Annotated in this window: 24 protein-coding genes, 10 tRNA genes and 2 pseudogenes (1 of these 36 only partly in view); 33 read left to right on the plus strand and 3 right to left on the minus strand. The window is 38.2% G+C overall.

The genetic code is table 11. The features are described from left to right. The 15 genes and pseudogenes from E8M05_RS00650 to E8M05_RS00715 form a co-directional block, all read left to right on the plus strand. Positions 1-52, plus strand: a tRNA-Ile gene (locus E8M05_RS00650); it begins 22 nt to the left of the window's first position. A 10-nt stretch (positions 53-62) separates the two neighbouring features. Further along, positions 63-134: transfer RNA gene (locus tag E8M05_RS00655), tRNA-Glu, on the plus strand. 9 nt (positions 135-143) lie between these two features. Next, a tRNA-Ser gene (locus E8M05_RS00660) sits at positions 144-233 on the plus strand. 13 nt (positions 234-246) lie between these two features. Then, positions 247-320, plus strand: a tRNA-Met gene (locus E8M05_RS00665). A 5-nt stretch (positions 321-325) separates the two neighbouring features. Further along, positions 326-398 (plus strand) — tRNA-Phe (locus tag E8M05_RS00670). Positions 399-415: 17 nt separating this feature from the next. Beyond that, a tRNA-Tyr gene (locus tag E8M05_RS00675) sits at positions 416-496 on the plus strand. 4 nt (positions 497-500) lie between these two features. Beyond that, a tRNA-Trp gene (locus E8M05_RS00680) sits at positions 501-571 on the plus strand. 11 nt (positions 572-582) lie between these two features. After that, positions 583-655 (plus strand) — tRNA-His (locus tag E8M05_RS00685). Positions 656-665: 10 nt separating this feature from the next. Beyond that, positions 666-737, plus strand: a tRNA-Gln gene (locus E8M05_RS00690). Positions 738-744: 7 nt separating this feature from the next. Next, positions 745-828 (plus strand) — tRNA-Leu (locus E8M05_RS00695). A 171-nt stretch (positions 829-999) separates the two neighbouring features. Next, positions 1,000-1,244: pseudogene (locus tag E8M05_RS11920) on the plus strand (IS30 family transposase); the annotation flags it as partial. Positions 1,245-1,557: 313 nt separating this feature from the next. After that, complete coding sequence (gene ispE / locus E8M05_RS00700) at positions 1,558-2,406, plus strand: 4-(cytidine 5'-diphospho)-2-C-methyl-D-erythritol kinase (protein ID WP_003062897.1); 849 nt, start codon at positions 1,558-1,560, stop codon at positions 2,404-2,406. Between the two features lie 75 nt (positions 2,407-2,481). Then, entirely contained in the window at positions 2,482-2,928 is a 447-nt protein-coding gene (locus tag E8M05_RS00705; RefSeq protein WP_003062900.1) for a zinc-dependent MarR family transcriptional regulator, read from the plus strand. Continuing rightward, positions 2,925-3,635: a metal ABC transporter ATP-binding protein gene (locus E8M05_RS00710; protein WP_003062903.1), complete on the plus strand. Its 711-nt coding sequence runs from the start codon at positions 2,925-2,927 to the stop codon at positions 3,633-3,635. The genes E8M05_RS00705 and E8M05_RS00710 overlap by 4 nt, the downstream gene beginning before the upstream one ends. After that, positions 3,625-4,443, plus strand: a complete 819-nt coding sequence (locus E8M05_RS00715) for a metal ABC transporter permease (RefSeq protein ID WP_003062905.1) — start codon at positions 3,625-3,627, stop codon at positions 4,441-4,443. Before E8M05_RS00710 ends, E8M05_RS00715 begins: the two co-directional genes overlap by 11 nt. A 192-nt stretch (positions 4,444-4,635) precedes the next feature. Here the strand turns inward: E8M05_RS00715 and E8M05_RS00720 are convergent, their stop codons facing one another. Then, positions 4,636-5,781 carry a tyrosine-type recombinase/integrase gene (locus E8M05_RS00720; RefSeq protein WP_020915967.1) on the minus strand — a complete coding sequence of 382 codons (1,146 nt, stop codon included), beginning with the start codon at positions 5,779-5,781 and terminating at the stop codon, positions 4,636-4,638. A gap of 515 nt (positions 5,782-6,296) precedes the next feature. Continuing rightward, a complete protein-coding gene (locus E8M05_RS00725; protein WP_020915968.1) occupies positions 6,297-6,902 on the minus strand; it encodes a helix-turn-helix domain-containing protein in 606 nt (201 codons plus the stop codon). A gap of 151 nt (positions 6,903-7,053) precedes the next feature. On the opposite strand from E8M05_RS00725, the gene E8M05_RS00730 reads away from it, so the two are divergent. From E8M05_RS00730 to E8M05_RS00795, 15 genes and pseudogenes are all read left to right on the plus strand, one after another. Beyond that, positions 7,054-7,239, plus strand: coding sequence for a hypothetical protein (locus tag E8M05_RS00730; RefSeq protein ID WP_013851587.1), 186 nt, complete (start codon positions 7,054-7,056; stop codon positions 7,237-7,239). A gap of 258 nt (positions 7,240-7,497) precedes the next feature. Beyond that, complete coding sequence (locus tag E8M05_RS00735) at positions 7,498-7,728, plus strand: hypothetical protein (RefSeq protein WP_020915969.1); 231 nt, start codon at positions 7,498-7,500, stop codon at positions 7,726-7,728. Between the two features lie 3 nt (positions 7,729-7,731). Next, on the plus strand, positions 7,732-7,926 hold the full coding sequence (locus tag E8M05_RS00740) for a hypothetical protein (RefSeq protein WP_020915970.1): 195 nt from the start codon (positions 7,732-7,734) through the stop codon (positions 7,924-7,926). Between the two features lie 11 nt (positions 7,927-7,937). Further along, positions 7,938-8,096: a hypothetical protein gene (locus E8M05_RS11200; protein ID WP_020915971.1), complete on the plus strand. Its 159-nt coding sequence runs from the start codon at positions 7,938-7,940 to the stop codon at positions 8,094-8,096. Next, the gene (locus tag E8M05_RS00745; RefSeq protein ID WP_020915972.1) at positions 8,093-8,359 is read left to right on the plus strand and encodes a hypothetical protein; all 267 of its coding nucleotides are present in this window, start codon (positions 8,093-8,095) and stop codon (positions 8,357-8,359) included. Before E8M05_RS11200 ends, E8M05_RS00745 begins: the two co-directional genes overlap by 4 nt. Further along, positions 8,356-8,691 carry a hypothetical protein gene (locus E8M05_RS00750; protein WP_020915973.1) on the plus strand — a complete coding sequence of 112 codons (336 nt, stop codon included), beginning with the start codon at positions 8,356-8,358 and terminating at the stop codon, positions 8,689-8,691. The genes E8M05_RS00745 and E8M05_RS00750 overlap by 4 nt, the downstream gene beginning before the upstream one ends. Before the next feature lie 11 nt (positions 8,692-8,702). Continuing rightward, positions 8,703-8,975, plus strand: a complete 273-nt coding sequence (locus E8M05_RS00755; RefSeq protein WP_020915974.1) for a helix-turn-helix domain-containing protein — start codon at positions 8,703-8,705, stop codon at positions 8,973-8,975. Next, entirely contained in the window at positions 8,975-9,523 is a 549-nt protein-coding gene (locus tag E8M05_RS00760; protein WP_020915975.1) for a hypothetical protein, read from the plus strand. Before E8M05_RS00755 ends, E8M05_RS00760 begins: the two co-directional genes overlap by 1 nt. Then, entirely contained in the window at positions 9,498-10,904 is a 1,407-nt protein-coding gene (locus E8M05_RS00765) for a VapE domain-containing protein (RefSeq protein ID WP_020915976.1), read from the plus strand. The genes E8M05_RS00760 and E8M05_RS00765 overlap by 26 nt, the downstream gene beginning before the upstream one ends. 325 nt (positions 10,905-11,229) lie before the next feature. Further along, entirely contained in the window at positions 11,230-11,451 is a 222-nt protein-coding gene (locus E8M05_RS00770; protein ID WP_043894876.1) for a hypothetical protein, read from the plus strand. 25 nt (positions 11,452-11,476) lie between these two features. Next, positions 11,477-12,118 (plus strand): hypothetical protein, encoded by a 642-nt coding sequence (locus E8M05_RS00775; protein WP_052317403.1) that lies wholly within the window; start codon positions 11,477-11,479, stop codon positions 12,116-12,118. A 547-nt stretch (positions 12,119-12,665) separates the two neighbouring features. Beyond that, a pseudogene (locus E8M05_RS00780) lies at positions 12,666-13,271 on the plus strand (IS1595-like element ISSag10 family transposase); the annotation flags it as partial. A 23-nt stretch (positions 13,272-13,294) separates the two neighbouring features. Then, positions 13,295-13,789, plus strand: a complete 495-nt coding sequence (lnu(C), locus tag E8M05_RS00785; RefSeq protein ID WP_002837187.1) for a lincosamide nucleotidyltransferase Lnu(C) — start codon at positions 13,295-13,297, stop codon at positions 13,787-13,789. 365 nt (positions 13,790-14,154) lie between these two features. After that, entirely contained in the window at positions 14,155-14,337 is a 183-nt protein-coding gene (locus tag E8M05_RS00790) for a competence regulator inhibitor paratox (RefSeq protein ID WP_020915980.1), read from the plus strand. After that, positions 14,334-14,534, plus strand: coding sequence for a hypothetical protein (locus E8M05_RS00795; protein WP_020915981.1), 201 nt, complete (start codon positions 14,334-14,336; stop codon positions 14,532-14,534). Before E8M05_RS00790 ends, E8M05_RS00795 begins: the two co-directional genes overlap by 4 nt. A gap of 85 nt (positions 14,535-14,619) precedes the next feature. Here the strand turns inward: E8M05_RS00795 and tyrS are convergent, their stop codons facing one another. Then, the gene (gene tyrS / locus E8M05_RS00800; protein ID WP_136596395.1) at positions 14,620-15,879 is read right to left on the minus strand and encodes a tyrosine--tRNA ligase; all 1,260 of its coding nucleotides are present in this window, start codon (positions 15,877-15,879) and stop codon (positions 14,620-14,622) included. 159 nt (positions 15,880-16,038) lie between these two features. Between tyrS and pbp1b the strand changes: the two genes are divergently transcribed. From pbp1b to rpoC, 3 genes are all read left to right on the plus strand, one after another. Next, complete coding sequence (gene pbp1b / locus E8M05_RS00805) at positions 16,039-18,363, plus strand: penicillin-binding protein PBP1B (protein WP_003062910.1); 2,325 nt, start codon at positions 16,039-16,041, stop codon at positions 18,361-18,363. Between the two features lie 342 nt (positions 18,364-18,705). Beyond that, positions 18,706-22,278, plus strand: coding sequence for a DNA-directed RNA polymerase subunit beta (gene rpoB / locus E8M05_RS00810; protein ID WP_048791005.1), 3,573 nt, complete (start codon positions 18,706-18,708; stop codon positions 22,276-22,278). Between the two features lie 176 nt (positions 22,279-22,454). Then, on the plus strand, positions 22,455-26,093 hold the full coding sequence (gene rpoC / locus E8M05_RS00815; RefSeq protein WP_003062914.1) for a DNA-directed RNA polymerase subunit beta': 3,639 nt from the start codon (positions 22,455-22,457) through the stop codon (positions 26,091-26,093). Positions 26,094-26,224: the final 131 nt, after the last annotated feature.

Here is a 26,224-nt window from a genome sequence, read left to right on the forward strand (position 1 = left end):
GAGCGCACGCCTGATAAGCGTGAGGTCGGTGGTTCGAGTCCACTTGTGCCCATTATAAATATGGTCCGTTGGTCAAGGGGTTAAGACACCGCCTTTTCACGGCGGTAACACGGGTTCGAATCCCGTACGGACTATTATAATTTGGAGGATTACCCAAGTCCGGCTGAAGGGAACGGTCTTGAAAACCGTCAGGCGTGTAAAAGCGTGCGTGGGTTCGAATCCCACATCCTCCTTTAGTATTGTTGACGCGGGATGGAGCAGCTAGGTAGCTCGTCGGGCTCATAACCCGAAGGTCGTAGGTTCAAATCCTGCTCCCGCAATAGAAGGCTCGGTAGCTCAGTTGGTAGAGCAATGGATTGAAGCTCCATGTGTCGGCGGTTCGATTCCGTCTCGCGCCATTAGTTTTATATTTTTAGGAAGGGTAGCGAAGAGGCTAAACGCGGCGGACTGTAAATCCGCTCCTTCGGGTTCGGGGGTTCGAATCCCTCCCCTTCCATATTACGGGCATAGTTTAAAGGTAGAACTAAGGTCTCCAAAACCTTCAGTGTGGGTTCAATTCCTACTGCCCGTGTTGACGTTATGGCGAATGTGGTGAAGTGGTTAACACACCAGATTGTGGCTCTGGCATGCGTGGGTTCGATTCCCATCATTCGCCTTTCTATTATTGGGGTATAGCCAAGCGGTAAGGCAAGGGACTTTGACTCCCTCATGCGTTGGTTCGAATCCAGCTACCCCAGTTTATTTGCCGGCGTGGCGGAATTGGCAGACGCGCTGGACTCAAAATCCAGTGTCCGCAAGGACGTGCCGGTTCGACCCCGGCCGCCGGTATAAAATAGCAAAAAGTCCTATAGGTTAGGACTTTTTGCTATTTTTCTGTTATTTGTTAAGAATAATGGGATTTTTTATTCTTGAATTTACAATATAAGTGCATAATAAAAACTCATAAGATTTTCTAGTAAAATAGACTTAACCAAACCTCTTATTACGAAAGGAAATCTTATGAGCTATCACCATTTTACCATAGATGAGCGTGAAAGTATTCTTAGTTATCGTACTCAAGGGATAACCTTTTCTCAAAGAATGGCAACGTCATTCAAAACAAGGCAACTATTCACCTAGTAGGGCACAAACAGTCTATCGTCTTACTAAATCACACTGTGGACAAAAAAGAAATTAGAACCAGATCTCGTGTTAAGTGATACCGTCAAACCTCTTTTCTTGATTACCAATGGTTGCCTGAAGAAGAGGATAAGATTGAATTATTTTTAAAATTTTGTCAATTATAGTATATGATGGGACTTGAGCTCTAGCAAGAGCAAAGTTTGCTCTCGCTTTTTTAATGTTTAATTTTAAAATATGGTATGTTCTTAATACTGAAAATTCTATCTTTGTAAGGGTGTCAGTTGCTTAAAATATGAGTACCTAAGTCTTAAAATTGTTACTGCTAATTTTATTGCTATACCATAAAAATTTATGGCTTGGAATGAATATGGATATTTTTGTTATCTTCTAAAATTATTTGATATAATAGATGTAATATTTTAAAAGGATTATTGAATGGCTATTATTGAAAAGGCACCAGCTAAGATTAATTTGGGGCTAGATATTATAGGAAAACGACCAGATGGTTATCATGATTTATCTATGATTATGGTTAGTGTTGATTTGAATGACTATATTATGGTTTCTGAAATTGATGGAAGTGAGATTGTGGTTGAGTCTGATAATCATAAAATGCCCTTAAATGGTAAAAATGACGTTTTTAAGGCTGCTAAATTGATTCGTGAGGCTTGTCAGATTGATTCAGGAGTTAAGATTGAATTGAAAAAATCAATTCCTATTTGTGCTGGTCTAGGTGGTGGTTCAACAGATGCTGCTGCTACAATTCGAGCTTTGGATAAATTATGGCAGCTTAATCTTTCTAAGAATGAAATGATTGATGTTGGATTTCAAATAGGGAGTGATGTTCCGTACTGTCTGGAGGCAGGCTGTGCGTGTATTTCTGGTAAGGGAGAGATTGTAGAATGTCTTGATTATCAATTATCAGCTTGGGTTGTTTTGGTGAAACCTGAGTTTGGTGTTTCAACACGTACGGTTTTTCCCGAGATTGATTGTAAGACGATTTCACGTGTAGACATTGCTTCGTTACGAGAGGCGGTGCTTGCTAAGGATTACGAAAAAATGATTGCATATATGGGAAATTCTTTGGAGGATATTACTATTAAGCGCAAGCCATTTATTCAAAAAATCAAGGATCGGATGATGAGTTGTGGGGCAGATGTTGCTTTGATGACGGGAAGTGGTCCGACAGTTTATGCTTTGTGTCGTTCGGAAAAAAAAGCCGACCGTCTGGTCAATAGTATGCGTGGTTTTTGTAAGGAAGTTTACAAAGTTCGTATTTTATAGAGGAAAGAGTCAAGTCATTGATTCTTTTTTTAGTTTTTGATATAATTAACTGGTTAATGAAATGAGGTGTGAAATATGCAGCTAGAGAAGCAAGTAGATAAGTTAGTAAATCAAATTTTGTTGAAATCAGAAAATCAGCATGAATTGTTGTTTGGTGATTGTCAGAGTGGTGTAGCCATAACAAATACTCAAGAGCATATCTTAATGCTTCTGTCACATGAACGTTTGACAAATTCTGATTTGGCAAAACGTTTGAATATTAGTCAGGCGGCAGTAACGAAGGCAATTAAGTATTTGGTGAGTCAAGGAATGTTAGCGTCTGTGAAAAATAAAGAGGATGCGCGAGTGACTTATTTTGAATTGACAGACATTGCTAAGCCAGTTGCCAAAGAGCATACTCATCATCATGATGCAACATTGGCTGTTTACAAAAATTTATTTAACCAGTTTTCTGAGGATGAACAAGACGTTATTGCACGATTTTTGAAGGTCTTTTCAGATGAGTTAGAAGGGCGAGAATGAGATATATTACTGTAGAAGATTTGTCTTTTCAATATGATAGTGAGCCAGTTTTAGAAGGAATTAACTATCATCTTGATAGTGGAGAATTTGTCACTTTAACAGGTGAAAATGGTGCTGCCAAATCTACGTTGGTAAAGGCGACATTAGGTATTTTGACACCAAAGAGTGGTCAAGTAACCATTTCAAAAACGAATAAAGAGGGTAAGAAGCTCCGCATTGCTTATTTACCACAGCAAATTGCGAGTTTTAACGCAGGTTTTCCATCAACGGTTTATGAATTTGTGAAATCAGGGCGTTATCCAAGGAATGGTTGGTTTCGTCGTCTGACCAAGCATGATGATGAGCATGTCAAAATTAGCTTAGAATCTGTTGGCATGTGGGAAAATCGTCATAAGAGAATTGGTAGCTTGTCAGGTGGGCAAAAACAGCGTGTTGTTATTGCTAGAATTTTTGCATCTGATCCTGATATTTTTATTTTGGATGAACCAACTACTGGTATGGATGCTGGAACGACAGAAACTTTTTATGAGTTGATGCATCATAGTGCGCATAAACATGGAAAGTCTGTTTTGATGATTACTCATGATCCAGATGAGGTAAAACATTATGCTGACCGTAACATTCATTTGGTACGTAATCAAAAGATGCCATGGCGTTGTTTTAATGTGCATGGTACTGATGTGAAAGGGGCTACTGATGTTGATTGAAATATTTTCTTATGATTTTATGCAACGTGCTATTATGGCAGTAATTGCTATTAGTATTTTTGCCCCGATTTTAGGAATTTTCCTTATCCTACGTCATCAAAGTTTAATGAGTGATACGCTTAGCCACGTTTCTTTGGCCGGTGTTGCCTTAGGCATTTTGCTTGGGACTTCAACAACTTGGTCAACGATTCTTGTTGTCACGATTGCTGCGGTTATTTTGGAGTACTTGCAGACGGTTTATAAGCATTATGTTGAAATTTCAACAGCTATTTTAATGTCGCTTGGTTTGGCGATTTCGTTGATTGTGACGAGTAAGTCTGAAAATGGTAGTAGTGTTAATTTGGATCAATATTTGTTTGGTTCGATTATTACGATAAATATGGTGCAGGTAATTGCGTTGTTTGCCATTGCAGTTGTTGTTGTGCTTCTAACGATTTTATTTATTAGACCGATGTACATTTTGACATTTGATGAGGAGACCGCTTTTGTTGATGGTTTGCCTGTCCGTTTAATGTCTGTTCTCTTTAATATTGTGACAGGGATTGCGATCGCTTTGACAATTCCTGCGGCTGGAGCTCTTTTAGTTTCAACGATTATGGTTTTGCCAGCAAGTATTGCTATGCGCTTGGGGAAGAATTTTAAATCAGTCATTCTTATTGGCGTAATCGTTGGTTTTATTGGTATGGTGGCTGGTATTATCACGTCTTACTACTGGGAAACACCTGCGAGTGCAACCATTACGGTTATTTTTGTGGGAATTTTCCTTTTGGTGAATTTATTTAATATGATTCTTCATCGTAATAGCTAAAAAAGAGGAGCCGCCCCTCTTTTTTTGCTGTTATAAAAAACAGACACCCAATGGTGCCTGTAAAGATTGTGCTAATTAGTATGTTAACACGAAGTATTTTTTCTTATTTGATATCTAAAATCCTATAATATCAACGTTTGAGGGGTGTTTTTAGGTCTATTTTTTTGAATTTACTCCCCTTTTTGTGGACTTTCACAAATTTTGGAGAGCTTTTTCATAATATAGTACCGCCTCTTTTTCTTTCTCTTTTGATAAATGGCTATAAGTATCCATAGTCATGGCTAACGTTGCATGTCCTAGGCGGTGTTGTAATTCCTTATAGCCAATTCCAGCATTAAGCAATAAACTAGCGTGTGTGTGTCTGAAAGCGTGAAACGTAAATTGTGGGACACCCGCTTCCTTGCAACGGTGTCTAAGTGACTTGGTTCTAGCATCACTGTTTGGGTATTGTGATATCGTTGTAGAGAATACCAAGGCAGGAGCAGGCGCACCAATCTCCATAAATGCTTGACGTTGTCTGTTCCTGTACTGTTTGAGCATGAGAATAGTTTTGTTATCTATGCTGATAGTTCTAATTCCTGCTTTACTTTTAGGTGTGCCAACCTGTTTTACAATTCTATTATAAGTCTTGGTAATGCTGATAGTTGCATTGTCAAAATCAATATCAGACCATTCAAGAGCTACAGCCTCCCCATATCGGCACCCAGTAGCAAGCAACAGCTTATACAGTACACTATCATAGTAATAGTTATAGGCGGTTGGTGCTAGTCGTTCCATGTAGTCTAGGAATGTTTTCAAGTCTTCCTTATCTATGAATTTGATACGGTTAGCGCCTGCCTTTTGTGGTCTTGGTAGAATAACCTCACGCGCAGGGTTGAACGGTATCAATTGCATACTAACTCCATACTGTAAAATACGCTTGTTGATTGAGGCAGCCACCCCATAATTAACAATCTTGAAAGCTAGCTTGTTTACCCAGCTTTGTATGTGTGCTATATGTATCTTGTCCAGTTGCATATCACCAAACACGGGCAAAATATGATTTTTCAAAAATTGGCGCGTGCTTACGAGTGTTTGAGGTTTAACCGTCATTTGATAATTTTCTAACCATAAATCAGTAAGTTCTCTGTATGTGGTAACTTCTACTCTTTTGAACACAGTTGACCCATTAGTTTTGAAATTGCTTTGGGCTTGCTGGGCTTTTGTTTTAACCTCTTTTTTTGTTCGCCCTGTTACAGTCGTTTTAACTTTCTTTCCTGTAATGCTATCTACTCCAAGATAAACATTTGAGCGGTATACTTTTGTACCGTCTTTTTTAATAACTTCTTTGATATTCATGATAAACCTTTCTACAGCAGGCAAGCCATTATTAAAAAGGTTTTAGGTTTATATGAATTGTTGGAAAATGTTGGTATGAAATACTGGAAAATACTGGAATGAAATACGAGAAAATCCTAGTATATGACGTAACAAAACGGTACTCCATATTAGAAAATATCAGTGTAAATCATATATAGATTTGAATTTAGTAATTTTTAGTAGTCTCCATAATGGAAAGATTTGAGGTTTTTTGAGGTAGCCAATATGAAAAAAACATGAATTTTTGCAAGTCCCTAAAACAGCGGTAACCATTGTTATAGTTGCATTTGTGAGCGTATGACTATAAAACCATTCATGCTTTTTAGGGTGTCAGATTTGTTGGAAAATGTGAGTGTATAAGTTTAAGAATGTAGTAAAAAGCAGTAGATTGCTGACCTATGTAATATCTAGGCAGGTCAGAAATCATAGAAAATCATAGTATAGAAATAGCTCAAAATTGAGCGCTACTGTAAACCAAAATGTTGGCGCGTGGGTTAGTCTTTGGCGTTTGGGAGTTTTTTCATGTAATCTAGGATTTTTTTTAATTCTTTAAAATCAATCCTATCAGCCTCTTCGATAAAAGTTAATACTTCATTTGGAGTTATATTTGTCTCATCATGTATTAATTTTTCGTAAATTAATTCTACAGTATCATTGTGTTCTTTTCTTACTTTTTTATATCTATCTAAAACTTCAACTTCTTTTTCAATGATATGTAGTGTGGTGAAAGCTGTATCTTTGTATTTTTGGTATTTCCCTTCAGAAAATTCTTTACGCTTTTTCAATATTCTTAAAGCTAACTCTAACATAGTTAGTTTTGATAAGTTTAACAATGATATTGTGTGGTCGTCTATCATATCAAGAATCTTTAACATGTCTTCATCATTGTTAACAGGGAAATCCCTTTTATCAGTATTTTTTGTTAAATACTCAATAGAAACTTGAAACAAATCCGCAATTTCTTGCAATAACCCCAATTGAGGATTTCTTTTTCCTGTTTCGTATTGACTTAGTGTGTTGTCTCTTACTCCTAGTGTTTCACCTAGTTGTTTTAAAGTCATGCCTTTTTCTTTTCTTAATTCGGCTATTCTGTTCTCCATTTGTATCTACCTTTTTGTTTTTATTTCTTAAATTATAACTCAAAAGAATAAAAAAACCAATATTTTTTCACAAAATGTGAATTTTGTTCTTGACATTCACAAAATGTGAGTGTATTATATTCACATAATGTGAGTAGAAAGGAGTTAAAAAATGCTTATCACCTCGCAACAAGCAAAAGCTATCAGACGCAAACAAGCGGACAAGCAACTTACTGCTAAGCAGGCAAGTGCTGAAATTGGTGTAGTACCAGTTACATACCGCAAGTTATGCAATGGTGGCGAAGTCAAGCCTAGCATTTATCAAAAAGCTATGGAATGGCTAGTAGAAGACTATTAAAAAAATGGGCTCATTTCTAATGACCCCACAAAAAAAGGCTTACCAGTCGCCAAACTCACAAGCCTTTTATGAAATGAAACTAAAACAAAATTAATAAAGCAGGCAAGCTATTATTAAAAGGGTTTTAGCAAAGTTTATATAGTTTAATTTTATCAAAGTTAGACTATTGTGTCCAGACAGAGAGCGATAACTCTTAAAACTACAAAATAATTGATATGTATAGTAAAAATCATTAAATGTAAAGTGGGGTAAAACACAATGGAACTAAAACGGATTAAAGAGCTAGGCTTTCACGGTAATTTTTATGATGAGTTCTTACAGAGTAGCTTTCATAACAACGATTTAACCGAACAAGAAGAAAGTGATTTAAATTATTATGGCAGTACCATTTTAAGCCAATCACAGAAAGGAAATAGCTTAGGGGAAGTTTATAAAAAAATATTCCTCATGGGTAAAATAGCAGGTATCAAGCAAGAAAGAAGAGGCTAAATCATGATATACCAAGAAATTAATTTACCAATTTGGGCGCAGTTGCTTATTATGGCTATTCTTATTCTAATTGGCATTGAATTGGCCAAAATCAAGCCTGTAGAAGCTCCAAAAGAAGTTAAGGAAGAAATACCCGACAACCATGTTAAAGAGCGATACGGGGCTTATATTCAATCACAGGGACGATATTACAATTAAGGAGGCAGACCATGACAGATAAAGAATTAAATAAAATAGCTGACCTTATCAATGAACGTGTAACGTTTGCCGAATTAGAAGATTTCAAACACTTGGAAGAGCGAGCGGATAGAATAGTATGGGTTAAAAATCAGATTGCTAAGCTAGATAAAGGAGAAATATTGTTATGACAGACAATGTTATCAACTTTCAAGACATTCAAAAGGATTTAGAGAAAACACGTTACAACCTATCAAGCCTCACTTTTGAGGAAGCTACAGCATTAACCACGGAACAACTCGCAAACAATCTTATTATCATTTCTAACACGCTAGAAAAAATAATAGACGTTATTAAAACGTTAAAAGATAACGATGTTGCAATTCAAGAGCAACTTATCCAATTAGGCGATAAAGTGGAAGTATTAGAAAATGATATGGAGGTGCTTTTATGAGCTTATCAAAGAACGAAAAGCATTTACTAAGACGGTTGGGACTTGGTAAAGAAAACGCAAAGACCACAAAAGAGATTATCAGAGGGCTACCAATCACAGAAAGGGGAGCGCGTGACATTCTTAGACGCTTAGCGATTAAATACAGCATACCCATAACAGGGTTACGAAATAAAGCCACTAACGGGGTATTTATTGCAACAACACAAACGGAGTTATTGGAGGGCGTAACCTCTCTTATAAACCAAATTAGTGAGGAGCAGAAACGAGTGACAGCCCTAGCCAATTCAGACCCTGAAAAGTCTCGGGAGCTTATAAAAGAACTTTTGGAATAAGGGGATAAAGTATGTTTGGATTAAGTAAAGAAAGCGAAGAAAGCCTAAAAATGGAAGTGCTTAAACTGGTATCTGGTTTTCTAAAGTCCTATACCAAGCCGAAACCTAAAACATTGGGGCTAATCACACAAGATGAACTACTAGCAGACCTATCTGTTAGCTTTAACACGTTGCAACGTTGGGAACAGGCAGGATTAAAGCGATACATGCCACCAATCGAAGGCACGCGCACCGTATTCTACAAAATTGATGACGTTTTATTGTTTTTAGGAGTAGAAAACTAATGTACCAACTCATTAACTTACAAATTAATAAACAGGTTTTACCTTTATTTAATTTTCTAAAGGACAACCCAACACGAACCATAGCCAAAGGCAATCACGTCATGATGACCTACTACCAACCACCAGCCTTTCATCTAGTGCCATTTAGCTATAAAGGTATAACGGTAACTGTAACCGTCACAGACGAACTAGAAAGCTATTTAGATGATGGTTGGCAGATTGCTAGAGATTATCAGATAGCAAGCGTACAAGACAAGCTAGCGGACGTGTTAGACGAGTTAGAACATGAATACCTGAACAGACAGAGAGCAGGAAGCCCACTAGCTATTAATGACGTTGTGTACCATTGGATAGCTTACGGACTATCTAGCAAAGAAGATATGATAGCCTTTGTTAAGTTATTTTATCTAAACGGCTATTCATACGAGCAAATAATACAGCTATACACCAATTTAACTAAAAGCAATAAATTGAATGTTATTTTTTTGAATACATTAAATAATTTTTTTAAGGGGGAAATGAATGAGCGACTTTTTAAATCAGCTTGACGAAAAAGTGCCAGACCATAAAACCAATGTTACGAGTATCAACAGTAGACGACTAAAACGAGATGAGAACGGGAAAATTATCAAAAACCGAAACAACCTCTTATTATTGTTCCGTGGGGAGGATATTAAGTTAAATAAGCTGTTTAAATACAATGAAGCTACCAAAAATGTAGAGGTTACCCGAAATCAACAGTTATCCGACTATATCACTATCAAACATGGGCTGTTGTCCGATGATACCATTAGGCAGTTATGGGCTTATTTGTCCGAATGCTGGGGGTTGGAGTATAAAGAAAATGACATAGCTAACGTTGTGAAAATCATTGCTTTAAACAAGAGCTATAACCCTATCAAGATATTTTTAGAGAAAGCCAAAGCAACCGCCGAACCAGTAGACCCGTTTGCGGTTATTCAAAAGTATATCAATATCGAAGATAACCAATATAACCGAATTGTTTTTGATTTAATGTTCCGTGGAGCGATTGCAAGGGTTTATCATGCAGGCATACAGTTTGACTATTGTCTTGACTTGGTTGGCAAGCAGGGAACAGGCAAAACAACATTCTTACGTGAGGTTTTTAAAGGCTTTTACGGTGAAATTAGTTCCTACACCGAAAAAGACGACCTTTTGAAAATGCTTGAATTGTGGGCGGTAAATGATGATGAGTTAGTCGCCACTAATAAAATCAAACCGAACGAATTAAAGCAGATTATCACCATGAGAGAAATCAGAATCAGACGACCATACGGAAAATCAACAGAGATTATACCCGTTGATTTTGTTTTCACACGGACAACAAACGATACAGGGCATTTAAGGGACTTTACAGGCGATAGGCGCTTTTTAGGTGTTGAGGTATTGCCAAAGACGGACAAGCAAGTTAACCAGATAAGCTCACAGGACTTATTGAATATCTGGGGCAACTACTATAAAGCCTATGAGATTAACAGCAAACTTTATTATGATGATACTAGCGAAGAGGGCAAATTAATAGCTAGAGAACGTGTGAAATACAAGTATCAAGATGATATTATTGAAAAATTAGAGTGGTATTTGTCTATCAAAATCCCAGAAGATTTTTTTGAAGTCACCACCAAAAAGCACTACCGCAAACAGTATTATACTGATTTAGAAGAAACAGGCACGGCCTACAAGACCAATGACGACCGAGAAAAAGGCACAGAGTGGATTGGAACGGTAGCGCGTGACCGTTTGAATGTCAATGATGTTATTTATGAGATATTTGAAGATGAGAGTGAACCAGCTTCCAAAATCAAGAATAAAATCAAAATTTATATGAACAGCCTTGACGGTTGGGAATATCAGAAGGCTATGTATTTTGGTAAGCGCAGAACAAGCGGATTTATCAAAAAGCATTAAATTTTTACTCCATGAAAGGCCGTTTTTACTCCATAAAATCGTATTTTTAAAAATTTTACTCCATAGCTCAAAACCTTATGTATCAAGGGTTTAAGTGTATTTGTGGAGTAAATATAATAATATTTATATCTAAAAATAAAATATTTTAGTATATAGCAATATACCATATGCATATATATAATATAGCGGACGGAAATTTTTACTCTTTTGCTCCATAAATACGGTCAATCCCTTATGTATCAAGGAGTTAAGGCATGGAGTAAAAAAATTTCAATGGTGTAAATTTGGGGTATTTTGGAGTAAAAATCAGAAAGGATAAAGAAAAATGAAAATTAAACTATTCAACCGCAAGCGAATTGAAACAGGCTTTAACGAGTATATGGATTTGCCAAAATTCAGAAATGAAACTAATGAGGAATTTGAAAACAGGGTGAATTCTTTTATTGCTGATAAGAAAGTGATTGATATTAAATATCAAGAAGCAACTTATGGCACTTATGAGGAAATGGATGCATATTTAACAATCATAGTTATGTATGAAGACTAACACAAATAGAAAGAGGTAAACTAATATGACTAACACAAACAAAACAACAGCACCAAAGACCCTAACAGAACTAAAAGCATGGACTAAAGAAGCACGCAACTGGGTAGAGTACTTACAAGATGAGTATCATGGTTATATGCCAACAGGTCACCAAGAAGCATTCGGAAGTATCACAAACAGAATTTACAACTGTTTAGATTGTTTAACAGAAATGTTTGATAATGATGGATTAGAATTAGTTGAATACACAATTGACCCACAGGAAACAATGATAGACGATAACCAAGCTAACGAAATGGCACAATATAACGAGCTAATGGCACAATATAACGAGCTGATGAAAGAAGTAGAGGATAGCGACAAGGAAGCGCGTGAGATTGCTTACGGTGATACTATTGATAAGTATATTGACAAACGAGCAAAACAACTAAAGGAACAAGCAACATTTGATGAATTGGTTGATAAGGTTGCGTTATATGAAAGTGAGTTGTTAGATTATGCTGAACGTTTGTTGAGTGATGACCCATTGATTGCAGATAGTGAAACAGCAATCGGAACGCTTGAGATGTTAGATAATGAAGCGATTGATTTATTTAAGTCTTTAGATATTGATAACGAGTATCAAGGCTTAGAATACTATGATACAAGTCTAAACAAAGAAGATTAAATAAAAAATCTGTTATCATAGTATCAAGCGTTAACATAGACAAGAGGAAGCTTACTGATTATCAGTAGGCTTTTTCTGTTTGCTTGGATAGTGAAACGAACACCGAGGGAAGTCCGAGAAAGCACGCGCTTCCCTTGTTTATTATTCGGAAATACCCCATTGATTTTTAATGGGGCTTGGTATTGTTCGGAGATAACAACGCTGCCCTCTTCCGTGTGTGATTTTCCCTTTTTGATTTTTCTAGCACGTCCTTATTAGCCCCTAAAAAGCCCTGTATGGCATTTTAATTATTGGGGGTATAAATTATATTGCCTTGCTGTTTTAATTGACCCCCGCCCCCTATTTTGAGCCGAGGAGAGCCACCACAAGGTGTTAGCTTGTATCACGCGCCATTTTTTCAGATTTTTAAGGGGTGTCATATAACCTTGAAAAGTCTTATTTTGATTGTGTTTTGTTTATCAGTTAACTTTCTATTTGTTCCGCTTTTAGATTGCTACTGATATTGCTTTTTGGTATACTTGAGACGTGGGTGTTTCTCCATTTTCCAATTATTCTTGACGGCATTATTGAGGCTGACGAAACTTTTTTCGCCATCTCGTACAAGGGCAATCATAGCAAGAGTAAGACATTTGCTATGCCACGCAAGGCTTATAAGCGTGGTCATTCTACACATATCAGAGGCTTGTCCCAAGAAAAGGTATGTGTTCCTTGTGCGGTTAATAGGAATGGCTTGTCTATCTCCAAGATTACGAATACTGGTAGAGTTTCTACAAGAGATTTACATCATATTTATGATGGTAGGATTAAGACCAATTCCACTCTTGTTACGGACAAGATGAACTCCTATGTGAGATTTACAAATGCCAATGGCATTGACCTTGTGCAGTTAAAGACTGGCAAAGCCAAGAAAGGCATTTATAATATCCAACATATCAATAGCTACCATAGCCAGCTAAAGAGGTTTATGCGTGGCTTTAACGGTGTTTCTACCAAGTATCTGAACAACTATCTTGTGTGGAATAACCTTGTAAATTACGCCAAAGAAAGCGACATGGAGAAAAGGAACATCTTCTTAACTTTTGTTTTGGCAACATTGAAAACTGCTAAATGCAGAGATTTATCAAACAGACCAGCAGTTCCTCTGGTCGCCTAATTAGAATTTGTGGAGATGATAAGATGGTCAATATAACAGATGTAAAACAGATTCTTCAATTTGCAATAGATGCGGAGATTAAAGTCTTTCTTGATGGTGGCTGGGGTGTAGATGCTCTTCTTGGATATCAGTCAAGAGCCCATAATGATATTGACATTTTTGTAGAAAAGAACGATTATCAGAACTTTATAGAAATAATGAAAGCTAATGGCTTTTATGAGATTAAGATGGAATATACAACATTGAACCATACTGTATGGGAAGATTTGAAAAACAGAATTATTGATTTGCATTGTTTTGAATATACGGACGAAGGTGAAATTCTTTATGATGGGGATTGTTTTCCGGTAGAAACTTTTTCGGGTAAAGGAAGAATTGAGGAAATAGAGGTTTCCTGTATTGAACCATATAGTCAAGTAATGTTCCATCTGGGATACGAGTTTGATGAAAATGATGCACATGATGTGAAGTTATTGTGTGAGACATTTCATATCGAAATTCCAAATGAGTATAGATAACTGCAAATAACAGTTTGTAGGGGAGTTCTGATACTCCCCTATAAAAATGGCTATTTATCAACTGTTTGTTGTGACATAGCCAAATAAAAAAGCCTGCTCGGGCAAGCAGGACAACACACATAAAAAACTTATTCATATTATACCACAATCGCTTACAGTGCTACAATAAGAACATGGATACCTTTTTTTATGCAAATAAAAAGCCGTGGAATAAACCACGGAAGAAAATCACAATATATCTATCTAAGTACACTACTATTATAGCATAAGCGGTTATTGAAATGATTAATATAAGGCGCTGAATGTAGTAAAAAGTAGTACTTTTTCTGTTTCTTTTACGAATAAATAAGTAAGGAGGTATCGTTATGTTATATTATGATGAACTAAAAGAGGCAATCGATAGAGGTTTTATAAAGGGTGATACCGTTCAAATTGTGAGAAAGAATGGGATGGTATTTGATTATGTTCTCCCTAACGAACCAGTAAAGCCCTATGAGATAGTTACTACTGAACGAGTAGCAGACGTTTTGGAAGAGCTAAAAGAATGATGAAAGTAGCTCATGAACTTCCAAATAGTGCAACGTTGCACCATTTAGGTTCATCAGCCCTCTACCTAATCGCCACTCTTCCAGAGGATGAAAAACAGCCCGAACATTTTCACTATATTATAAAAGCACCTGCTAAGGTGCTTTTTTCCTGCCTGCTGAACTCGTTAAAATTTACTCCCCTTTTTGTGGACTTTTGATAAAAATAAGTAAAAATGTAAGGAGATAGGTTTTTCCAGAAATCCTATAATATCAACGTTCCAAGGGTTCTATGCTAGTATATAGTTAGCTAAAGTCCAGTACGAAGTATTTTTTCTTACCGCGACGGATAACTGTTAGTTCGTTATCGATTTTATCGTCGTCAGAAAGTGTGTAGTCTAAATCTTGGATACGTTCACCATTGATGTAGATGGCACCATTTTGAACGTCTTCACGTGCTTGACGTTTTGATGGTGAGATTTTTGCAGCTACAAGAATTTCAACGATATTGCGGTTATTGTCTGCTTGAACAGCGTAGTTAGGAACATTGTTTAGACCTTGTTTCAATTCTTTTGCTGAAAGGCTTTTGATGTTTCCGGCGAAGAGTTGTTCAGTGATTTTAAGGGCTTGTTTGTAAGCTGCTTCGCCGTGAACAAGTGTGACAACTTCGCGTGCTAAGATTTTTTGTGCTAAGCGTTCGTGACGAGCTGCGTTGAATTCTTCTTCTATTTCAGCAATTTCTTCTAGTGAAAGGAATGTGAAGATTTTCAAGAAGCGAACAGCGTCGTCATCCATAACGTTGAGCCAGAATTGGTACATTTCGTATGGAGATGTTTTTTCAGCGTCAAGCCAAACAGCATTTCCTTCAGATTTACCGAATTTTTTACCTGTTGAATCAGTGATGAGTGGTACGGTCATGACATGACCTGTTTTATCAGCTTTGCGGCGTAGCAACTCTGTACCAGCAGTCATATTTCCCCATTGGTCTGAACCACCGATTTGCAAGGTAACGTTGTATTTGTCATTTAATTCATAGAAATCGTAACCTTGCATGATTTGGTAGGCGAATTCAGTGTATGAGATACCAGTTTCGATACGTTTTTTAACGGATTCTTTACTCATCATAGCATTGACAGTAAAGTATTTTCCGACATCACGTAGGAAGTCAATGAAACTGACATTGCCAAACCAATCATAGTTGTTTACCATAACGGCTTTGTTGTCACCATTTTCGAAATCAAGGAAACGTGATAATTGATTTTGAATCTTAGTTACCCAGCCGTCAACAGTTTCTTTAGTTTGAAGACTGCGTTCAGCATCTTTGAATGATGGGTCGCCGATAAGTCCGGTAGCTCCTCCAACAAGAGCATATGGTTTATGCCCTGCTAATTGCAGGCGGCGTGATGTTAAAATAGCAACGAGGTGACCAAGGTGTAAGCTATCAGCTGTAGGATCATAACCAGTATAATAGGATACTTGCCCTTCTGTTAATGCTTTGACAAGGGCTTCTTCATCAGTAGTTTGAAAAACTAAGCCACGTTCTTTGAGTTCTTCGAATATGTTCACGAGCTTTCTCCTTACTTAAAATTTTGAGGTTAATAGTAATTTCTAGCTAAGTTAACTCTACCTCAATGATATATTGTAGTTTACAGGCTATTATATCAAAAAGCGGTACTTCTATGCAAGCTTTATCAAAGTTTGGTATAATATTAATGAGGTATTAGAATGTTTAAGAGAAACAAGGAAAAGAAAAAAACAAATCACCAGAAACTTAGTGTTATAGATTTGGGTTCGGTTGCTTTAAGAACAGTGAAATTATTAACCGACTTTTTTTATATTATTATTATCCTGTTTGGGATGTTAGGGGCGGGTACTGCTTTTGGTTATCTTGCGAGTCAGATTGATTCTGTCAAAGTTCCTAGCAAGGAAAGTCTGGTTAGTCAGGTAACATCTTTGACTAGGATTTCAGAGATGTCGTATTCTGATGGTAGTTCGATTGCAAGTATTGATACTGATTTGTTGCGAACACCTGTTGAAAGCGACGAGATTTCAGACAATGTTAAAAAAGCCATTATTGCGACTGAGGATGAAAATTTTGAGAGCCATGATGGTGTTGTTCCAAAAGCTGTTTTTCGTGCAACCTTGGCTTCAGTGCTTGGTTTGGGTGAGACAAGTGGTGGATCAACTCTTACGCAACAGTTGATTAAACAACAAATTTTGGGAGACGATCCAACCTTTAGACGTAAATCACGCGAAATTATCTACGCATTAGCGCTGGAACGTTATTTGAGTAAGGATGAGATTTTGACTGATTATCTTAATGTCTCTCCATTCGGACGTAATAATAAAGGTGAAAATATTGCTGGGATTGAGGAAGCAGCGCAAGGTATTTTTGGCGTTTCAGCCAGTGATTTGACAATTCCACAAGCGGCATTTTTGGCTGGTTTGCCACAAAGTCCGATTGTCTATTCCCCATACACAGCTACAGGGCAGTTGAAAGACGAGGAGGATATGGCTTATGGTTTGTCTCGTCAGCAAGATGTCCTTTACAATATATATCGCGCAGGCTATTTGACTAAAGCTGAATATGAGGAATATAAGGCTTATGATGTTAGTCGGGATTTCATTCAACCTGAATCGACGACAACGAGTGAACATGATTTTCTTTATTATGCTGTTTTAGAAGAAGCTCAGGATATCATGTATGATTATTTGGTTGAGCAAAATGGTGTTTCTGAACAAGAACTAAAAAATGATTCAACGAAGGAATCTTACCAAAAATTGGCTTTAGAAGCGTTGCAACAGGGGGGGTATACCGTTAAAACAACGATTGATAAAGATGTTTATAATACCATGCAGAATGCTGTGGCACAGTATGGTAGCACGCTTGACCAAGGAAGCTCTCAAACAGTTGAGGTTGGTAATGTCTTGATGGATAATTCTACTGGAGCTATTCTAGGCTTTATTGGTGGACGGGATTATTCAACTAACCAGAACAACCATGCGTTTGATACTGCGAGGTCGCCAGGGTCAAGTATTAAGCCGATTATCGCATATGGGATTGCTATTGACCAAGGGCTTTTAGGTAGTGCTAGTATGTTATCTAACTATCCGACAACTTTCTCTAGTGGTCAGTCAATCATGCACGGTAGTGAAGAAGGAACGGCAATGGTTACTCTCCAAGAAGCTTTGAATACGTCATGGAATATTCCAGCTTATTGGACGTATCAAATGTTGCTCAATGATGACGTTGATGTTGAATCTTACATGAAGAAAATGGGATATGATATTGATGATTATTCTATTGAAAGCTTGCCTTTAGGTGGAGGAATTGAGACAACAGTTCTTCAACAAGTTAATGCTTACCAAATGATTTCAAATGGTGGTGTTTACTTGAAAGGTTACATGGTTGACAGTATCACAGATAGTCAAGGCAATGTTATTTATCAACATAAAGCTAATCCTGTACGTGTCTTTTCTGAAGCAACGGCTAGCATTTTAAATCAGTTATTAAAAGAAGTTATCACTGGTGGTGGTACGACAAAATTTTATGCAGATTTGAAGAGTTTAAATGCGACAGCCGCTAGTGCGGATTGGACAGGTAAAACCGGTACAACTGACAATTATACAGACGTGTGGCTTGTGCTATCAACACCGAAAGTAACGCTTGGTGGTTGGGCAGGTAATGACGACAATACTTCCTTACCTGATGCAGCAGGATATTCTTATAATGCGCAGTACATGGCTTATTTGGTTAATGCCATCTATAACGCTGATTCAAGTGTCTTAGGTGTTGGTAAGAAATATAGTTTGTCTTCAAATGTTATCAAATCAACTGTTCTTAAAGCAACAGGTTTACAGCCTGGTACGGTGACGGTCAATGGTCGTTCGCTTACTGTGAGTGGTGAAACAACGACAAGTTATTGGGCTAAGAATGGTGCAGGTACAATGACTTATAAATTTGCTATTGGTGGGACAGATAGTGATTATACAAAAGCTTGGGAAAGTTTGTTGAGTAATTCATCTATCACAACAAGTAGCAGCAACTAATATACTTGCAAAAATTAAAAAAATAAGGTATAATGTTAACAATTATTTGTCGTCTGCTTTAGTTGAAATATTGTCCAACTAAGGTTTACAGCAGTTAAATCACACTTTTACTGGTCAGATTTAGCTGCTCTTTTTGTGCCTAATTTTAGAAAAAATAGGAGTTGTAACCTATATTTAAAGATTCTAAAAATTCACATCAACGACACACTTGGCAGGGTGTTTTAATGAGCAACCTAACTATAAAGGTCAAAATGAAAAATAATGATGATTCTCGTCAAAATGAAGGGAATCGGGTTATGTGACATTTATTGACCTCTGTATTTTAATGAAGGAGTAAAAAACTTGGCAGGACATGAAGTTCAGTACGGAAAACACCGTACACGTCGTAGCTTTTCAAGAATCAAGGAAGTTCTTGATTTACCTAACTTGATTGAAATTCAAACGGATTCTTTTAAAGACTTCTTGGATAATGGATTGAGAGAAGTTTTTGAAGATGTACTTCCGATTACAAACTTTACGGATACTATGGAGCTTGAATTTGTTGGTTACGAATTAAAAGAGCCTAAATATACGCTTGAAGAAGCTCGTATCCACGATGCATCTTATTCAGCACCTATTTTTGTAACCTTCCGTTTGATTAATAAAGAAACAGGAGAAATCAAAACTCAAGAAGTTTTCTTCGGTGATTTCCCAATCATGACTGAAATGGGTACATTCATCATCAACGGTGGTGAACGTATTATCGTTTCTCAGTTAGTTCGTTCTCCTGGTGTTTATTTCAACGATAAAGTTGATAAAAACGGTAAAGTTGGTTACGGTTCAACTGTAATTCCTAACCGTGGAGCTTGGCTTGAATTAGAAACAGATTCAAAAGACATTGCTTACACACGTATTGACCGTACACGTAAAATTCCATTTACAACACTTGTACGTGCACTTGGTTTCTCAGGTGATGATGAAATCGTGGATATCTTCGGTGACAGCGAGCTTGTTCGTAATACTATTGAAAAAGATATTCATAAAAATCCAGCAGATTCACGTACTGACGAAGCGCTTAAAGAAATTTACGAACGCCTTCGTCCAGGTGAACCAAAAACAGCCGATAGCTCACGTAGTTTGCTTGTAGCTCGTTTCTTTGACCCACGTCGTTATGACTTGGCAGCTGTTGGACGTTACAAAATCAATAAAAAACTTAACGTCAAGACTCGTCTCTTGAACCAAACTATAGCTGAAAACTTGGTTGATACTGAAACTGGTGAAATTCTTGTTGAAGCTGGTACAGTAATGACACGTGACGTGATTGATTCAATTGCTGAACAATTAGATGGTGACCTTAACAAATTTGTTTACACACCAAATGATTACGCTGTTGTCACTGAACCTGTCGTTCTTCAAAAATTCAAAGTTGTGTCACCGGTTGACCCAGACCGCGTTGTTACAATCGTAGGTAATGCAAATCCTGATGATAAAGCGCGTGCACTTACACCAGCAGACATCTTGGCTGAAATGTCATACTTCCTTAATCTTGCTGAAGGTCTTGGTAAAGTTGACGATATCGACCACCTTGGTAACCGTCGTATTCGTGCCGTTGGTGAATTGCTTGCTAACCAATTCCGTATTGGTCTTGCTCGTATGGAACGTAATGTTCGTGAACGTATGTCAGTTCAAGACAATGAAGTGTTGACACCACAACAAATCATCAACATTCGTCCTGTAACTGCGGCTGTTAAAGAATTCTTCGGTTCTTCTCAATTGTCACAGTTCATGGACCAACACAACCCACTTTCTGAATTGTCTCACAAACGTCGTTTGTCAGCCTTAGGACCTGGTGGTTTGACTCGTGACCGTGCTGGTTATGAAGTTCGTGACGTGCACTACACTCACTATGGTCGTATGTGTCCGATTGAAACTCCTGAAGGACCTAACATCGGTTTGATTAATAACTTGTCAACATACGGACATCTTAATAAATATGGTTTCATCCAAACACCATATCGTAAAGTTGACCGTACTACTGGTGTGGTTACAAACGAAATTGTTTGGTTGACTGCCGATGAAGAAGATGAATACACGGTAGCGCAAGCTAACTCGAAACTTAACGAAGATGGAACATTCGCTGAAGAAATTGTTATGGGACGTCATCAAGGTAATAACCAAGAATTCCCATCAAACATCGTTGACTTCGTGGATGTTTCTCCTAAACAAGTAGTTGCCGTTGCGACAGCATGTATTCCTTTCCTTGAAAATGATGATTCAAACCGTGCCCTTATGGGTGCCAACATGCAACGTCAAGCGGTGCCATTGATTGACCCACATGCACCATATGTTGGTACTGGTATGGAATATCAAGCAGCTCACGATTCTGGTGCCGCTGTTATCGCTAAACATGATGGACGCGTAGTCTTCTCAGACGCTGAAAAAGTTGAAGTTCGTCGTGAAGATGGTTCACTTGATGTTTACCACATTACTAAATTCCGTCGTTCAAACTCAGGTACAGCATACAACCAACGTACACTTGTTAAAGTTGGTGATATTGTTGAAAAAGGTGACTTCATTGCTGACGGACCTTCTATGGAAAAAGGTGAAATGGCACTTGGTCAAAACCCAATCGTTGCCTACATGACATGGGATGGTTACAACTATGAAGATGCCGTTATCATGAGCGAACGTCTTGTTAAAGAAGATGTTTACACATCAGTTCACTTGGAAGAATTTGAATCAGAAACACGTGATACTAAGTTAGGCCCTGAAGAAATCACTCGCGAAATTCCAAACGTTGGTGAAGAAGCTCTTAAAGACCTTGACGAAATGGGTATTATCCGTATTGGTGCTGAAGTTAAAGAAGGTGATATCCTTGTAGGTAAAGTAACACCTAAAGGTGAAAAAGACCTTTCTGCTGAAGAACGCCTTCTTCACGCAATCTTCGGTGATAAATCTCGTGAAGTACGTGATACATCACTTCGTGTACCACACGGTGGAGACGGTGTTGTTCGTGACGTTAAAATCTTCACACGTGCTAACGGTGATGAATTGCAATCAGGTGTCAACATGCTCGTTCGTGTTTACATTGCACAAAAACGTAAAATCAAAGTCGGAGATAAAATGGCCGGTCGTCACGGAAACAAAGGGGTTGTTTCTCGTATCGTTCCTGTTGAAGACATGCCATATCTTCCAGACGGAACTCCAGTTGATATCATGTTGAACCCTCTTGGGGTGCCATCTCGTATGAATATCGGACAAGTTATGGAACTTCACCTTGGTATGGCAGCTCGTAACCTCGGTATTCACATTGCAACTCCAGTCTTTGACGGGGCAACTTCAGAAGACCTTTGGGATACTGTTCGTGAAGCTGGTATGGATAGCGACGCTAAGACAGTTCTTTATGACGGTCGTACAGGTGAACCATTTGATAATCGTGTCTCTGTTGGTATCATGTACATGATCAAACTTCACCACATGGTTGATGATAAACTTCACGCTCGTTCAGTTGGTCCTTACTCACTTGTTACACAACAACCTCTTGGTGGTAAAGCACAATTTGGTGGACAACGTTTCGGTGAAATGGAAGTTTGGGCTTTGGAAGCTTATGGTGCATCAAATGTCCTTCAAGAAATCTTGACATACAAGTCAGATGATGTGACTGGACGTCTTAAAGCTTATGAAGCTATCACTAAAGGTAAACCAATTCCAAAACCAGGTGTACCAGAATCATTCCGAGTGCTTGTTAAAGAATTGCAATCACTTGGTCTTGATATGCGTGTGCTTGATGAAGATGATAACGAAGTAGAACTTCGTGATCTTGATGAAGGTGAAGACGACGACGTTATGCACGTTGATGACCTTGAAAAAGCTCGTCAAAAGCAAGAAACTGAATCTGCTGAAAAAGTAGGAGTTTCTGCTGAAGAAAATAAATAATAGGAAATAACAATTTAGACATGGAAAGTGCAAGCCAACCTTGCCTTTCCTAGTCAGATTGTTTGAATGAGTCCTATAACGATAAATAATGTCTTGCAGACAAAAGTTTGTAAGTCGTGACAAATTAGAAAGTAGCTCTGCTATTTTCAAAAGAACAATAAAGAAAGGTAAAACTAGTGGTTGACGTAAATCGTTTTAAAAGTATGCAAATCACATTAGCCTCACCAAGTAAAGTCCGTTCATGGTCTTATGGTGAAGTTAAAAAACCTGAAACAATCAACTATCGTACGCTCAAACCAGAACGTGAAGGTCTTTTTGATGAAGTAATCTTTGGACCAACAAAAGACTGGGAATGTGCTTGTGGTAAATATAAACGTATTCGTTATAAAGGAATTGTTTGTGACCGCTGTGGTGTTGAAGTAACACGTGCTAAAGTTCGTCGTGAACGCATGGGACACATTGAATTGAAAGCTCCAGTATCACACATCTGGTACTTCAAAGGTATTCCATCACGCATGGGACTTACTCTTGATATGAGTCCACGTGCTCTTGAAGAAGTTATTTACTTCGCTGCTTACGTAGTTATTGATCCAAAAGATACTCCGCTTGAACCAAAATCACTTTTGACTGAGCGTGAATATCGTGAAAAATTACAAGAATACGGACAAGGCTCATTTGTTGCGAAAATGGGTGCTGAAGCTATCCAAGATCTTCTTAAACGCGTTGATTTGAAATCTGAAATCGCTGAACTTAAGGAAGAATTGAAAACAGCAACAGGGCAAAAACGTATCAAAGCTGTCCGTCGTTTGGACGTGCTTGATGCCTTCTACAAATCTGGTAACAAACCAGAATGGATGGTACTTAACATCTTGCCAGTTATTCCACCAGATCTTCGTCCAATGGTTCAATTGGATGGTGGACGTTTCGCTGCATCTGACTTGAATGACCTTTACCGTCGTGTTATCAACCGTAACAACCGTTTGGCTCGTTTGCTTGAATTGAATGCCCCAGGTATCATTGTGCAAAATGAAAAACGTATGTTGCAAGAAGCTGTTGATGCTCTTATCGATAACGGTCGTCGTGGTCGTCCAATCACTGGTCCTGGTAGCCGTCCTCTTAAATCTTTGAGCCACATGCTTAAAGGTAAACAAGGTCGTTTCCGTCAAAACTTGCTTGGTAAACGTGTTGACTTCTCTGGACGTTCAGTTATCGCCGTAGGTCCAACACTTAAAATGTATCAATGTGGTGTGCCGCGTGAAATGGCTATCGAATTGTTCAAACCATTCGTAATGCGTGAAATTGTTGCGCGTGACTATGCTGGTAACGTTAAAGCAGCGAAACGTATGGTTGAACGTGGTGATGAACGTATTTGGGATATTCTTGAAGAAGTTATCAAAGAACATCCAGTACTGCTTAACCGCGCACCGACTCTTCACCGTTTGGGTATCCAAGCCTTCGAACCAGTCCTTATCGATGGTAAAGCACTTCGTCTTCACCCACTTGTTTGTGAAGCCTACAATGCCGACTTCGATGGTGACCAAATGGCCATCCACGTACCACTTTCTGAAGAAGCACAAGCTGAAGCACGTCTTCTTATGCTTGCCGCAGAACACATCCTTAACCCTAAAGATGGTAAACCAGTCGTAACACCATCTCAAGATATGGTTCTTGGTAACTACTACCTTACTATGGAAGAACCAGGTCGTGAAGGTGAAGGAATGATCTTCAAAGACCGTGATGAAGCAGTTATGGCTTACCGTAATGGTTATGTTCACTTGCATACTCGTGTGGGTATTGCCGTTGATAGCATGCCAAATAAACCATGGACTGACGAACAGAAACATAAAATCCTGGTTACAACTGTAGGTAAGATTCTCTTCAACGATATCATGCCTGAGGATTTACCTTACCTTCAAGAGCCAAACAATGCTAACCTAACAGAAAAAACTCCAGATAAATACTTCTTAGCACCAGGACAAGATATTCAATCTGCTATTGACAGCTTGGAAATCAATGTACCATTTAAGAAGAAAAATCTTGGAAATATCATTGCGGAAATCTTTAAACGTTTCCGTACAACAGAAACATCAGCTTTCCTTGACCGCTTGAAAGACCTTGGTTACTATCATTCAACTCTTGCTGGTTTGACAGTAGGTATCGCCGATATCCCAGTTATCGATAACAAACAAGAAATTATCGATGCAGCTCACAGCAAAGTTGAACAAATCAACAAAGCCTTCCGTCGTGGTTTGATGACTGATGATGACCGTTATGTTGCTGTTACAACAACATGGCGTGAAGCTAAAGAAGAACTTGAACAACGTCTGATTGAAACACAAGATCCTAAGAATCCTATCGTTATGATGATGGACTCAGGAGCTCGTGGTAACATCTCTAACTTCTCACAACTTGCCGGTATGCGTGGTTTGATGGCTGCTCCGAACGGACGTATCATGGAATTGCCTATCCTATCTAACTTCCGTGAAGGTTTGTCTGTCTTGGAAATGTTCTTCTCAACTCACGGTGCTCGTAAAGGTATGACCGATACAGCCCTTAAGACTGCCGACTCTGGTTACCTTACTCGTCGTTTGGTTGACGTTGCCCAAGATGTTATCATTCGTGAAGATGATTGTGGAACTGACCGTGGTCTTGTTATTCGTGCCATTACTGACGGTAAAGAGGTGACAGAAACTCTTGAAGAGCGTCTGGTTGGTCGTTACACTAAGAAATCTGTTAAACATCCTGAAACTGGCGAAGTTATTGTTGGTTCAGATGTATTGATTACTGAAGATATGGCAGCTGAAATTGTTAAAGCTGGTGTTGAAGAAGTTACAATCCGTTCAGTATTCACATGTAACACTCGTCATGGTGTCTGCCGTCACTGTTATGGTGTCAACCTTGCAACAGGTGATGCGGTTGAAGTTGGTGAAGCAGTTGGTACAATTGCCGCTCAATCTATCGGTGAACCTGGTACACAGCTTACAATGCGTACTTTCCACACGGGTGGTGTTGCGTCAAATACCGATATCACACAAGGTCTTCCTCGTATCCAAGAAATCTTTGAAGCTCGTAATCCTAAAGGGGAAGCCGTTATTACTGAAGTTAAAGGTACTGTTGTTGACATCGAAGAAGATGCTTCTACACGTACTAAGAAAGTTTACGTTCAAGGTAAAACTGGTATGGGTGAATACGTGGTACCATTCACTGCCCGCATGAAAGTTGCTGTTGGTGATGAGGTACACCGTGGTGCTCCACTTACTGAAGGTTCTATCCAACCTAAACGTCTCCTTGAAGTTCGTGACACATTATCAGTTGAAACTTACCTTCTTGCTGAAGTACAAAAAGTTTACCGTAGCCAAGGGGTAGAAATCGGTGATAAACACGTCGAAGTAATGGTTCGCCAAATGCTTCGCAAAGTTCGTATCATGGATCCAGGTGATACAGAACTTCTCCCAGGCACACTTATGGATATTGCAGACTTTACGGATGCTAACAAAGATGTTGTTATCTCTGGTGGTATCCCTGCAACATCACGTCCAGTGCTTATGGGGATTACAAAAGCTTCGCTTGAAACTAACTCATTCTTGTCAGCCGCATCATTCCAAGAAACAACTCGTGTTCTTACAGATGCTGCTATCCGTGGTAAGAAAGATCATCTTCTTGGTCTTAAAGAAAATGTTATCATCGGTAAAATCATTCCAGCTGGTACAGGTATGGCTCGTTACCGTAACCTTGAACCACAAGCTGTTAATGAACTTGAAATAAGTGAAGAAGCAGAAACAGTTGAAGCAACCGTTTCAACAGGTGCTGAATAAGGTTAGTTCACATTTTATGCTAATAAATGAAAAGGTCTGAGATTTTCATCTCAGACCTTTGTGCTTATTATCACCGAACTTTACTGATAATAATTCTAAATAAGCAAATTCTTTTTAAAAAGCTTTTGATT

The sequence above is a fragment of the Streptococcus pasteurianus genome (genome assembly GCF_004843545.1).
GTDB lineage: Bacteria > Bacillota > Bacilli > Lactobacillales > Streptococcaceae > Streptococcus > Streptococcus pasteurianus.